Origin of the sequence: Actinokineospora fastidiosa (assembly GCF_014648415.1) — a bacterium.
Classification (GTDB): Bacteria; Actinomycetota; Actinomycetes; order Mycobacteriales; family Pseudonocardiaceae; genus Actinokineospora; species Actinokineospora fastidiosa.
On the sequence record NZ_BMRB01000004.1, the window covers coordinates 275034 to 287487 of the forward strand.

The 12454-nt window shown below is 73.1% G+C and carries 11 protein-coding genes; 5 read left to right on the top strand and 6 right to left on the bottom strand.

The genetic code is table 11. The annotated features are described in order from the left end of the window. Nucleotides 1-5 precede the first annotated feature (5 nt). Entirely contained in the window at nucleotides 6-1229 is a 1224-nt protein-coding gene (locus IEY98_RS23385) for a hypothetical protein (RefSeq protein WP_189212761.1), read from the bottom strand. Between the two features lie 315 nt (nucleotides 1230-1544). Next, nucleotides 1545-2012 (bottom strand): DUF4440 domain-containing protein, encoded by a 468-nt coding sequence (locus IEY98_RS23390; RefSeq protein WP_189212762.1) that lies wholly within the window; start codon nucleotides 2010-2012, stop codon nucleotides 1545-1547. A gap of 114 nt (nucleotides 2013-2126) precedes the next feature. Between IEY98_RS23390 and IEY98_RS23395 the strand changes: the two genes are divergently transcribed. The 3 genes from IEY98_RS23395 (at nucleotide 2127) to IEY98_RS23405 (ending at nucleotide 6346) form a co-directional block, all read left to right on the top strand. Then, nucleotides 2127-4742 carry an AfsR/SARP family transcriptional regulator gene (locus tag IEY98_RS23395; protein WP_189212763.1) on the top strand — a complete coding sequence of 872 codons (2616 nt, stop codon included), beginning with the start codon at nucleotides 2127-2129 and terminating at the stop codon, nucleotides 4740-4742. A 51-nt stretch (nucleotides 4743-4793) separates the two neighbouring features. After that, a complete protein-coding gene (locus IEY98_RS23400; protein WP_189212764.1) occupies nucleotides 4794-5603 on the top strand; it encodes a hypothetical protein in 810 nt (269 codons plus the stop codon). A gap of 77 nt (nucleotides 5604-5680) precedes the next feature. After that, nucleotides 5681-6346, top strand: coding sequence for a hypothetical protein (locus tag IEY98_RS23405; protein ID WP_189212765.1), 666 nt, complete (start codon nucleotides 5681-5683; stop codon nucleotides 6344-6346). Nucleotides 6347-6497: 151 nt separating this feature from the next. Here the strand turns inward: IEY98_RS23405 and IEY98_RS23410 are convergent, their stop codons facing one another. The 3 genes from IEY98_RS23410 to IEY98_RS23420 all read right to left on the bottom strand — a co-directional run bounded on the left by IEY98_RS23410 (nucleotide 6498) and on the right by IEY98_RS23420 (nucleotide 9444). Continuing rightward, entirely contained in the window at nucleotides 6498-6770 is a 273-nt protein-coding gene (locus IEY98_RS23410; RefSeq protein WP_189212766.1) for a WGxxGxxG family protein, read from the bottom strand. Nucleotides 6771-6868: 98 nt separating this feature from the next. Then, nucleotides 6869-7663, bottom strand: coding sequence for an AfsR/SARP family transcriptional regulator (locus IEY98_RS23415; protein ID WP_229787273.1), 795 nt, complete (start codon nucleotides 7661-7663; stop codon nucleotides 6869-6871). 176 nt (nucleotides 7664-7839) lie between these two features. Further along, nucleotides 7840-9444, bottom strand: a complete 1605-nt coding sequence (locus IEY98_RS23420; protein WP_189212768.1) for a class I adenylate-forming enzyme family protein — start codon at nucleotides 9442-9444, stop codon at nucleotides 7840-7842. A 117-nt stretch (nucleotides 9445-9561) separates the two neighbouring features. On the opposite strand from IEY98_RS23420, the gene IEY98_RS23425 reads away from it, so the two are divergent. After that, nucleotides 9562-11160, top strand: coding sequence for an FAD-dependent oxidoreductase (locus tag IEY98_RS23425; RefSeq protein WP_189212769.1), 1599 nt, complete (start codon nucleotides 9562-9564; stop codon nucleotides 11158-11160). Beyond that, nucleotides 11160-11930 (top strand): cyclase family protein, encoded by a 771-nt coding sequence (locus tag IEY98_RS23430; protein ID WP_189212770.1) that lies wholly within the window; start codon nucleotides 11160-11162, stop codon nucleotides 11928-11930. Before IEY98_RS23425 ends, IEY98_RS23430 begins: the two co-directional genes overlap by 1 nt. A gap of 1 nt (nucleotide 11931) precedes the next feature. Here IEY98_RS23430 and IEY98_RS23435 read toward each other — a convergent pair whose 3' ends face one another. Continuing rightward, nucleotides 11932-12381, bottom strand: coding sequence for a nuclear transport factor 2 family protein (locus tag IEY98_RS23435; protein WP_189212771.1), 450 nt, complete (start codon nucleotides 12379-12381; stop codon nucleotides 11932-11934). Between the last annotated feature and the right edge of the window lie 73 nt (nucleotides 12382-12454).

Below are 12454 nucleotides of genomic sequence, written 5' to 3' on the forward strand. Positions count from 1 at the left end.
TCCCTTCATGCGATGACGTGGCGGTACCGGGTGCGCGCCCGCCTGCGGCGCTCGCGCACCGCGAGCCAGCCCGCGACCGCGAGCGGCCCCAGGGTGACCACGAGGAAGACGACGGAGTCGAGCAGCTCGCGCGCCGGGACCGCGCCGGTGGCGAAGAACCGGCCGATGGCGCCGGAGAACAGGTGGTACGCCGCTGGCCCGATGGCGACGGCGAAGGTGGTGAGGCTGACGGTGTACCCGCCCACCATCAGCCACGAGTACCACCGGGCGACCCGCCGGTCGACCGGGTGCCACTCGGACTCGTCGAGCAGCCGGTCGGCGCGGCCGAGGAGGCGGTTGACGCGGTTGCGCATCGTCCGCTTGGCGGTCTCGTGCAGGTCGACGCACCGCAGGACGGTGCTGATCAGCACGTAGAGGTCGGTGCGCAGGTAGAGGAAGAACTGCCAGACCAGGCGCAGGGTCGTGGCGTAGGCGACGCACAGGCAGATGCGGCCGACCTGCGATAGCCCGCCGTCCGCGCCCCTGGTCAGGTCCGCGGCGATGATGAGCCCGGCCAGGACCAGCACGTCGGCCAGCATCCCGGCCAGGATCGGCAGGTACCGCTTTCCGCGCGGCACCGCGACCAGGCCGTCGAGCGAGGTCTCCACCACCAGGAAGTACAGCCTGCGCCCGAACCTCAGCCGGGACCGCAGCCCGAGCCTGCGCCCGGCGAGCGCGTGGAACCCCTCGTGCAGGACCAGTTGCGGGACCGCCGCGACGATCAGCACTATCTCGATGACCGTGAAGTAGTCGGTGAAGAACAGGTTGCGGTAGCTGGGCGCGAGCGCCGGGTCCACCACCGCGAGGACGACCGCCCAGCACACGACCGCCGCGTACAGCGCGAACGCCACGGGGGAGAACAACGCGGCGCCCAATCGCCGCCACCGCACGGGCGCGACCGGGCCCGCGGACTCCTCGGGGGCGCGGAGGAAGCCGAGTTCGTCCAGCGCGCCGATCAGGTGGTCCATGTCGGTGCTCTCGCCGTATTCGGCCTCGTACCAGCGCTGCGCCTGCTCGGGCGTCTCCCCGGCGGCGAGCCTGCGCACGATGGCGGCGCCGTCGACCGGGAACACCGCGTAGGAGTCGGTGTCCGGCCTGCCGATGGTCACCTCGTCGCCGTCCTCCAGGTAGACCAGCTCGTGGAGGGCGAGCGGCCGGTCGTGCCGCGCGGGCACGTCGACGTCGGTCACGGGTCCCCTCTCGATCGCGGAGGAGCCGTGCGTGGGCGCGGACCGCGCCCACGCACGAGTCCGCCATCAGACCTCGACGTGGTAGCACTCGCAGGCGGCGGAGGTCAGCCGCACGGTGCCCGCCTTGCGCACCTGGATCTTCTTCATCGATGCGGGCTTGGTGGTCTTGGTCTTCACAGCCACTCCTTATGTCGTGAAGGACATTGCCCCCTCACCATGTCCGGCGCCGCCAAAGAACCCCCAACCGCACGACAAAGGCGGCGGGGTGGCGGACGCCGTGTCCACCACCCCGCCGCACCCCCGGTTCGACCCCGCTCAGGGGACGTCGGTGACGGTGTCCTTGATGACCTGCCAGCGCCCGCGCTCGCGCACCAGGGTCAGGCTCACCGTGAGGCGCCGGTCGACGTTCTGCGACGGCACGATGTGGCGCGCGTCGAGGATCGCGAAGCCGGAACTGCAGCCGTGCACCACCGTGTGCGTGACGGTCCAGGGCATCGACCACTCGTAGGGCAGCTTGAACGACTCCAGCACGGGCTGGATGTTGGCGTCGTAGCCGATGTAGACCTGTCCCTTGCGGCCCACGGTCACCATGTCGCGGTGGATGATCGCCCGGTAGCGGGCCTCGTCGCGCCGGTTGAAGCTGTCCATGTCCTCCCAGACGGCCTGGTGGAACTCCCGCTCGCACGTGCGGTGGTCGGGCTGCCCGCCCGCCGCCGCGGCCGGGGCGAGCCCCACCGCCGCCCCCGCGGCCACCAGCGCCGCCACCGCCATCCGCTTGCCCATCGTGGTCCTCCTGTGCCTCGTGCCTTGCCGGTGACCAGGGTCTTCGGCGCGTGCATCACAGGTGCATCACGGCCGCATCGCTGGTCCGAGCGCGGTGGTTTAGTGGGACGGGTCATGGAGTTTCGCGTGCTGGGGCCGGTGGGGGCGCACGCCGGGGAGCGCAGGATCGCGCCGGTCGGGGCGCGGCAGGAACGGATACTCGCCGCGCTCCTGCTCGACGCCGGTCGGGTCGTGCCGGTGTCCCGGCTCGTTGACGTCGTCTGGGCCGCCGACCCGCCCGCGACGGCCGTCCGCCAGGTGCGCAACGTGACGACCGCGCTCCGCCGGACCCTGGTCGACGCCGGGCTCCCGCCGGACGCGTTGGCCGCCGTCGGACCGGGTTTCGTGCTCCACCCGCCCGAACTCGACCTGCGCGCGTTCGACGCGCACGTCGGGCGCGGCGAGCACGCGGCGGCGCTGGCCTGCTGGCGGGGCAGGGCGCTCGCGGGAGTCGACAGCCCGGCGCTGGCGGGCGCCGCGGCGGCACTGGAGGAACGGCGGCTGTCGGTGCTGCACCTGCACCTGGCCGAGCGGGTGGCCGCCGGGGACGACGTCGTGGCCGAATTGACCGATCTGGTCGGCGAGCACCCGCTGTCCGAGGGGTTCGCCGGGCTGCTGATGCGGGCGCTGCGGCAGCGGGGCAGACAGGCCGACGCCCTGGCCGTCTACCGGCGGACGCGGCGGCGGCTGGTGGACGAACTCGGCGTCGAGCCGGGCGCTGAGCTGCGGGACGCGCACGACCAGGTGCTGCGGGAGGACCCGGCGGGCCCGTGCTGCCTGCCCGGCGAGCCGCCCGACTTCGTCGGCCGCGACGCCGAACTGGCGGCGGTCCTGGCGTCCCTGCACGTGCCGGTGCTGATCGACGGCATGGCGGGCGTGGGCAAGACCGCTGTGGCGGTGCGCGCCGCGCATCGCGTGGCCGACCGGTTCCCCGACGGGCAGCTGTTCGTCGACCTGCACAGTTACACGCCCGGCCGGGAGCGGCTGGGGCCGAGCGAGGCGCTGGCGGCGTTGCTGTGGCAGCTGGGCGTCCCGGCGAATCGGCAGCCCGCGGGCCTGGACGAGCGGGCCGCCCTGTGGCGGGCGCGCACGGCGGGCCGCAAGCTGCTGGTCCTCCTCGACAACGCCGCCGACGCTGCCCAGGTCGTCCCCCTGCTGCCCGCGACCCCGACCGTCGCGGTGATCATCACGAGCAGGCGCAGGCTGACGGAGATCGACGGCGCCGTCCCCGTCCCGGTGGACCCGCTGCCCTCGGCGGACGCGGCGGCCCTGTTCGCCGCCGTGTCCGGTCGCGCGGACGCGGGTGTCGCGCGGTTGTGCGGGAACCTCCCGCTGGCCGTGCGGATCGCGGCGAGCCGGTTGCGGCAGCGTCCCCACTGGACGATCGAGGCGTTCCTGGGCAGGCTCGGCCGGGAGCGCAACCGCCTGGCCGAACTGCGCGCGGGCGGACGCGACGTGGCGGCCACGTTCCACCTGTCCTATCAGGAGCTCGACGCCGACCACCAGCGGATGTTCCGGCTGCTCGGCGCCCACCCCGGCGGCGTGATCACCGTGTCGGCAGCGGCCGCGCTGGCCGAACTACCCGAGGAGGAGGCCGAGCGGCAGTTGGACGGCCTGCTCGACGCCCACCTGCTCGAACCCGGCTACCGCCTGCACGACCTGCTCGCCGAGCACGCCCGCCACCTCGCGGACGCCGACGACAGCGCGTTCACCCGCCTGCTCGCCTACTACCGCGCGGGCGGCGACCACCACTGGTACGCCGCCGAGCGCGCGAGCCTGCGCGCCGTCGTCCACCAGGCGCTGGACCGCGCCGAGGACGAGTCGGCCTGGAAGATCGCCGATCGAGCCGCTCCCCACCTGCGCGACCACCACGACGACTTCCGCGCGGTGGCCGAGGCCGCCACCCACGCCGCCCAGCGCCTAGGCGACCCCGCGGCCCTCCACCGCGCCCTCGGCCACCTCGCCGACGCCCACTGGGGCGCGGGCGAGCTGACCGCCGCCCTCGCCTGCACCCGCCACCGCCTCACCCTGCCGACCACCGACCCCACCGCGAAAGCCATGGCCCTGAGCCGACTCGGCGCCCTCCACGGAATGTCCGGCGACTACCGGACATCGGCGGACTGCTACCACCACGCCCTGACCCTGACCACCACCCCGGACGTCGTCGCCCTCCTGCTGGGCAACCTCAGCCACGCCCAGGAGATGCTGAACGACCTCCCCGCGGCGTTGTCGTCGGCCCAGCGCTCCCGCTCCCTGGCCACCACCCCACACCGCTTCGCCCTCAGCACGGCCCAGGAAGCCCTGGTCCTGGCGAAGCTGGGCAGCCATACCCGAGCCGAACGCCAGGCCCACGAGGCCGTCCGCACCGCCCAGGCGTCGGACCACCCCTTCGGAACCGCCTTCACCCACGTCGACTACGCCGAAGTCCTACTCCTCCTCGGCGATCCCGCCCAGGCCCGCACCCGAGCCCACCAGGCGTGCGAAATCCTCACCCACCTCCACCACCCCTTGCTCAGCACGATGGCCGCCAACACCCTCGGCACCGCCTGCCTGCGCATCCAGGATCCCCACGCCGCCCTCACCCACCACCGCCGAGCCCACGCCACCGCCCGCCGAATCGGCTACCGCGCCCAAATGCACCGCGCCACCACCGGCGCCGCCCAAGCGAAATCCGCCCTGGACGCGCTGTAGCGCTTGACCGACCCGACGCGATGCACGGGTAACGCCGACAGGGTGAGGCAGGTGCCGATGCGCAGAATCAACGACTGGTACGACGACTACGCCTTCCGGCACGAGCTGACACCGGGATACAGCCCCGACGACGACGTTCCCGACCCGTACGTGCCCGGCGAGGTCCCCGCCCGGGAGTGGGTGGTGCCGCGGAGTGCGGTGAAGTCTTCGCCGGTCAGGCCGGTGCGTGCCCGCCGCACGGCTGACCGGGGCGGCTCTTGGGAGGCGGCGGCCAGGAAGTGGCTCAGGTCGTTCCCCACGGGGTCGAACCGGGAATGCCTGCGCGCGCTTGCCGAGGCGGGGCATTCGGGAGCGACGACCCAATCCATCGGCCGGTTGCGGGCGAATCTCCCCGGAGTGTCACCCGAACCGGTGACGGCCAAGGCGGCCAGAAAGACGCAGACCAGGGGGCGGCCAGCCCGCGCGAAGTCGAACACGGCAACCAAGGCGGGCGCGCCAGCGAAGCCGAATACGGCGAAGTCGAGCACGACAACCAAGGCGAGCGCGCCTGCCAAGGGACAGAGGACGCGGAAGGATTCCGGGCGTCGAAGCATCGTCCAGGACCAGCGGCCTTGGCACGTCTTCGTGGCCAACTGGTTCCGGCAGCATCCGAAAGGGAGCATCAAGGACTGTCTGGCGGCGGTCCACCGGGCGGGGTACGTCACCACCACGGCAGCTGATGTCTCCGTGCTGCATCCGGCGAACATGCGGCGCAAGCCCGCGCGGCGGCCCGGCCTGAACCCGCCGACGCCGCTTCCCGTAGCCAACTACTGCCCCGCCTGCGGTATCGCGGTCGGGCTGGACGGCAACTGCCGTTGCTGACGCACCGCGCCGTAACAGTCGGTGGGTCCTCTCGATACTCTCGCTCAGAGGAGTGACCCCTGGGGGAGGAGAACGTCGTGACCGCACCGCAGCGTGTTTCGGCGCGGAGTCGGATTGCCGGGATCTGGTACTTCTGGGTCGCGCTCGGCACCGTCGGGATGTTCGCCGTGGTGCCGTTCGCGCATGCCGCGCAGCGGCTTCGGCGGCGGTCCGCGTGGGTGTGGGTGGGTGTCTACGGCGTCGTCGACATCGCGCTGTTCGCTATGACGAGCCTGTTCAAGGACCTTGAGGACAAGGCGCCGCTCGGGTTCATCATGATCACCGTGGCGGTGACGGCCTGCTTCCAGCTGCGGACCCTGCGGCGGGAGGTGTACGGGCTGCCGCCGGGGCCCGGGGAGCCGGCTCCCGCGCCGATCGACCCCGCCGTCGCGCAGGTGCTCGCCGCGCGTAGGCGGCGGGAGGAGGCTCGCGCGCTCGCCGACCAGGACCCGCTCATGGCGCGCGAGTTGGGCATCGGCCGCCCGGACCTGGGGCTGGCCTATGACGACGGCGGGCTGGTGGACCTGGGCAGCGCCCCGGCGGACACCATCGCGCGCGTCCTGGGGTTGACCGGGCCGGAGGCCGACCGCGTCGTGGCGGCTCAGGGGCGGTTCGCCGGGGTCGACGAGATGCTCGTCCTGGTCGACCTGCCGATCGGCGCCTGGGACCGCATTCGCGACCGGGGCGTCGTCGTCCGCGCCTAGCGTCCGGTCAGAGCAGGACGTTCAGCAGGACGGTCAGCAGGATCGACAAGGCGATCGAGACCAGCAGCATCGTCAGGCAGCCCGCGCGGCCGCCCAGGAACTCCACCCTGGTGTTGCCGAAGCGCATGGCCGGCCTCCCGGGCCGATCCGGTCAGCGTCCCATGCCGCGGTCGTCGACGTGGTGGACCGTGCCGCGCTTGCGGCCACCGAGACCGGCGAGGCCCAGCAGGCCGAGCAGGCCCAGCAGACCCCAGTAGTTGTTCCCGCCGTCGTCGTTGTTGTCGTCCGTCGGGTTGACGTCCTGGGCGGTGACCACGGCGTCGGCACGCGGCGCGGCCTCGTCGGCGACCGCCGTTGCCGTCGGCACGCCGACCATGGCCGTGGCCAGGGCGATCGCCGACACGAGACGCTTCGTGGTGTCCATGAGATTCCTCCAGTCGATCGGTGGTTGAGGCGCTACGGGTACCGCCGCAGCTGCGGGCTATGTGACCCAGCGGTGAGGACCGCCCGTTCGAGTGAGGGCTACCGCACGGGAGAGGGCGCTGGTCTGCGGCGGTCCTGGGTGGGAATCGTCGGGGCGGGCGGACCGTCGCCGGAGAGGAGCTGTTGGTGCAGGCGGCGCATCGCCACCGAGGGCTCCAGGCCGAGTTCGTCGTGCAGGATGCGGCGCAGCGCCTGGTAGGCCTGCAGCGCCTCGCCCCGGCGGCCGGTGGCGGTGAGCGCCTTGATGAGCTCGCCGTGGAACCACTCGTTGAGCGGGTGGCTGCTGACCAGCGAGCGCAGTTCGGGGAGCAGCTCAGCGGCCCGGCCGAGCTGGCGGTCGGCGCGGATGCGCAGGCCCAGCGCCTTGATGCGCAGTTCGTCGAAGTGGGTGACGTGGGCCTCCAGCAGCCTGCCCGCCGGGATGTCCGCCAGCGCAGGGCCGCTCCACAGCTCGAGCGCGGCGCGCAGCGTCCGGGACGCGTCCTCGGGGTTGCCCGCGTCGAGCAGGTCGCGGCCCTGGTTCAGCAGGCGCTCGAAGACCCTGGCGTCCACCACGTCGTCGTCGAGCTGCAGCGTGTAGCCGGGGGAGCGGGTGAGGATGCGGGGGACCGAGCGGTCGTCGCGGGCGGCGACCTGGCTGAAGATCTTGCGCAGTTGGTAGATGTAGGTCTGCATCGTCGTCAGCGCGCTGCGCGGCGGGTGGTCGCCCCAGAGCTCGTCGATCAGGGACGCGGTGTCCACGATCCGGTTGGCGCGCAGCAGCAGGAATGCCAGGGTCCACCGCACCTTCGTCGCCGTGGGCGTGCACACCAGGCCCGCGTGCGTGACTTCCATCGGCCCGAGGATCTTGAATCTCATGTGGATCCGTTCTCAGGTCACCCCGCGGGGGAGCGGGTCCGGACAAGGTGCGAACAGCAAATCCTCGTCCCAGCATCGAGTTCGCTTTGAACTGACGCAAGTCTGACGGCGTTCGTCGCGTGTGGATTCACCCGGACGACAACGGTTCTTGTTCACGCAATGGGAATACCGCCCCGCCGGTCCGCCGCCTCCACCACGGTCCTGCGCAGGTCGCGGCGCGACACCTTGCCCGTGGGGGAGCGCGGAATCGCCGTCACCACATCGACGTGCTCGACCCGCTCGAAGTAAGGCACCTGGCCGTTGACGAACTCCGCGACCGCGGCCGGGTCGAGCGAGCCGCCCACGGGCACCACGAGCGCGTGCGCGACCGCGCCGCAGAACTCGTCCGGGTGGTCGAAGACGACGCACTCGGCGACGTCGGGGTGGCGCAGCAGGACGGCCTCGATCCGCCCGGGCGCCACCAACCAGTTGTCCCGCTTGAAAACGTCCTTGATCCGGTCCACGACGAACAGATATCCGTCCTCGTCGAGGAATGCGATATCGCCGGTGGCGAACCACCCGCCGGGTTCGAGGTCGGCGTCGAGATCGCGGCCCAGATAGCCCGCCATAAGCTGAGGGCCCTTCACGTGGAGTTCGCCGGTTTCCCCGATCGGGACGACCGCGCCGGTATCGATGTCGACGATGCGGCATTCGGCGCCCGGCACCAGCACGCCGGACGAGCCCGCCTTCGGCCGGTCGAGGACGCCGAGGTGGGTGCACGGCGAGGTCTCGGCGAGGCCGAACCCCTGCACGACCGGGACGCCGAAGTGCCGGGCCAGCGTCTCGGCGTGGTCGGGCCGCAGCGCCGAACCGCCGGACATGATCGCCCGCAGGGTCGGCACCCGCTCGCGGACCAGGCGGGGATCGGCGGCCATGCGGGCCAGCCGCACCGGCAGGCTGTAGAGGTGGGTGGCGTGGAAGCGGCGGGCAGCGGTGGCCGCCGCCGGGGTGTCCTCCTCGGGGAACAGCACGTGCGACGCCATCGCGGCGACCCCGATGCTCAGGTGCATCAGGTGGAAGGTCGGCAGGTAGTTGAACAGCACCGACTCGTCGGTGAGCTGGTGGCCGTGGATGGTCTGCGCGGCGTTCACGGTCAGGTTGCGGTGGGTGAGCCGCACCGCCTTGGGCGCGCCCGTCGTGCCGCTGGTGAACTGCAGGCACGCCACCGCGTCGGAATCGGCGTCGAGGGACACCGGGGGCAGGCGCTCGCCGTGGCGCTCCAGCGACTCCAGGCTGCGCACGCCGGGGTGGGCGTCGTCCGGCGCGGTGAGGATGAGGTCGCGCAGCTCCGGCAGGCGGTCGCGGACGGCGCACAGCCGGTCGTACACCTCCGGCGGCACGATCGCGGCCCGCGCCCCGCTGGTGGCGAGCACGTGGACCAGGCCGTCGGGCCGCAGCAGCGGGTTCACCAGCGCGCTGACGTGGCCGGAGCGCGCGATGCCGTAGAAGGCCAGGGCGAACGCCGGGTCGAGCACCATGGCCATGGCGACGACGCCCGGCTCGCCGAGCAGCGCGGCGAGGGCGGCCCCGACGCGGGTCGCGCGCGCGTCGAGGTCGCCGAAGGTGAGGTCGCGGGCGGTCGTGCGCAGCGCGGGCCGGTCCGGGACGCGCTCGGCGGCGCGGCGCAGCGGGTCGTCGATGCGCGGCCCCGGGCAGAGCCCGGCCACGGTGGCCAGCGGCGGCCCGCTCGCGATGCTCGGCGCGTTCGTCGTGGTCATGGGCGTCCCTTCCGGTCCGGGTGGTGACGGGCCAGGCTGGCACCGGTCGGTCGACGGGCGGTCGAGCCCCAGTCCGGCTCCAGCCGGAATCGAGCGGGCCCGATGAGCCTGCCCGGCATGGTTGCTGTCCTCGTTGTCGGAGCCGGGCCGGTCGGGCTGACCGTCGCGCACGAGCTGGCCAGGCGCGGTGTCGCCGTCCGGGTGGTGGACCGGGCGGACGGCCCGGCGACGACCAGCAGGGCGACCGCGAACCACGCCCGCACGCTGGAGGTCTACCACCAGATGGGGGTGCTGGACGACATCGTGGCCCGCGGCCACCGGGTCGGGCGGTTCAGCGTGCACCGCGACGGGCGCAGGCTGCTGCGGCTGGGGACCGACTACCGCAGGCTGCCGACCCGGTTCCCGTTCACCCTGCAGGTGGAGCAGGTGGAGGTGGAGCGGGTCCTGCGCGAGCGGCTGCTGGCCCTCGGCGTGCCGGTCGAGTGGTCGACCGGGCTGGAGTCGCTCGACCAGCGCGGCGACCGCGTGCTCGCCCGGCTGCGCCTGCCCGACGGCACGGCCGACGAGCCGGTCGTCCCCTGGCTGGTCGGGGCGGACGGCGGCCGCAGCACCGTGCGCGCCCAGCTGGGCATCCGCCTGGTGGGCGAGTCGTCGCGGACCTGGATGGTCGCCGACGCGGCCATCGACGGCGACATCCCGAGGGACAGCCTGCACCTGCTGGTGACGCCCGAGGGCACGATCCTGCTGGTCCCGCTGCCCACCCCGGGCCGGTGGCGGCTGGTGGACATGACCGGGGCCGAGGGCAGGGACGCCCTCGCCGAGTGGTTCGGCAGGCGGATCTCGCAGGCCCTCGGCGCCGCCGTGCGGGTGGCCGAGCCGACCTGGGCCTCGGAGTTCCTGGTGCGCCAGCGCATGGTCGACCGGATGCGCGAGGGGCGGTGCTTCCTGGCGGGCGACGCCGCCCACGTGCACAGCCCGGCCTCCGGCCAGGGGATGTGCACGGGCGTGCAGGACGGCGTCAACCTGGCGTGGAAGCTCGCCGACGTGATCCGGGGGTACGCCGGGGAGGCCCTGCTCGACACCTACGACGCCGAGCGGGTCGAGATCGGGGCGCGGCTGCTGCGCTCGACCAAGACCGCGACCACGGTGCTGGCGCCCGGCGCCGACATCCCGATACCCAAGCCGCTGCTGCCGGTGGTGATCACCGCGGTGAACACCATCGGGCCGCTCCGGCGGGCGGTGGAGCGCAAGATCCTGCGCGCGATGTCCGGCCTCGCCCTCACCTACGCCGACAGCCCGCTGACCGAGCCCGCCGACGGCCGCGTCCGGCCGGGGGAGCGGGTGGCGTGCGCCGCGGAGACCGAGCGGCGCAGCGAGGGGTGGCAGGCGTTGTGCGCCGAGCTGACCGATCCGCGATGGACGCTGCTGGCCGTGCCCGGACCCGAGCTCGTCCCGGCGCTGCGCGAGGTCGCCCGGCGCTACGCCGCCGCCGTCTCGGTGCGCAGCGTCCTCGACGGCGGCCCGGACCCGCTGCCCGACCCCGACGGTCGCCTGCGCCGCGACCTGGGGCTGGGCGTCGGGGACTACCTGCTGATCCGCCCGGACGGCTATGTGGCAGGCCGGGGCGCGCTGGGCGACGCCGAGCGCGTCGACGCCGCCCTGCGCCGCTTCCACCTGCTGCCCGTCACCGACACCGGAATGGAACTGACCGCCTGATGCGCATCATCGACCTGTCCACCCCGATCGACGCCGAGGTGTGGGAGCCCAACCCCGTCGTGCACAAGGTCATGTCGTGCGCCGAAGGCGGCCGTCACATGGCGGACGGGATGAAGGAGCGGCACGGCATCGACTTCGACCCGTCCGTCCTGCCCGACGGCGAGCTGCTGTCGCTGGACACGATGACCCTCACCACCCACACCGGCACGCACGTCGACGCGCCGTCGCACTACGGCACCAGGGCCGCCTACGGGACACCGCGGCACATCGACCAGATGCCGCTGGAGTGGTTCATCGGCCCCGGCGTCGTCCTGGACATCAGCGACGCGCCCGTGGGCGCGGTGGGCGCCGACGTCCTGCGCCGCGAGTTCGACCGGATCGGCTACCTGCCCCGCCCGCGCGACATCGTGCTGCTGCGCACGGGCGCGGACCTGCTGTCGGGCACGCCCAAGTACTTCACCGACTTCGTGGGCCTCGACGCCGAGGCGACGCACCTGCTGCTGGACCTGGGGGTCCTGGTGATCGGCACGGACGCGTTCAGCCTCGACGCGCCGTTCCCGAACATGCTGGAGCGCTACCGCGCCACCGGCGACCGCTCGGTGCTCTGGCCCGCGCACTTCGTCGGCCGCGAGCGCGAGTACTGCCAGATCGAGCGGCTGGCGAACCTCGACCAGGTGCCGAGCACCGGGTTCACCGTGTCCTGCCTGCCGGTGAAGATCGCCCGGGCGGGCGCGGGCTGGGCCCGCGCCGTCGCCCTGCTCGACGACTGACTCAGCGCAGGTCGTCGCGGGTGACCCTGCGTGACCGCACAAGTAGTGCCACGCCCTCGCGCACCAGGACGTCCCGGCACACGCAGACCAGGTGGAGCCGGGGACCCGTGTCCGGGCGGGTGGCGAAGACCAGCGAGTAGCAGCGCACGTCGAGCGCGCCGTCCGGGCGGGGCTCGACGTCGACCATCCCGTGCCAGTGCCGGTGCGTCTCGCCCGCGTCGGCCGCCGCTGCCGCCGCCCGCGGCGGGATCAGCGCCAGCGCGCCGCGGCCCCGCACCGGCTCGGGCAGGTTGGGCAGCTCCATGGTCCCGTCCACTGTGAACGTCTCGGACCACTCCGGTCCGGCTCCCGTGTCGAACAGGTGCATCTGCCTGGCGTAGAACTGCTGCACGGCGGCATAGGTCTCGTGGAACGGGACGGCGACCGCGTCGGCGGCGAGCTGAGTGCTCATGGTGTGGCTCCCTTCGCTGCGCCGATCATCGCCCGGCGCGGTCGAAGCGGGCTCAAGCGGCGCTCCAGCGCGG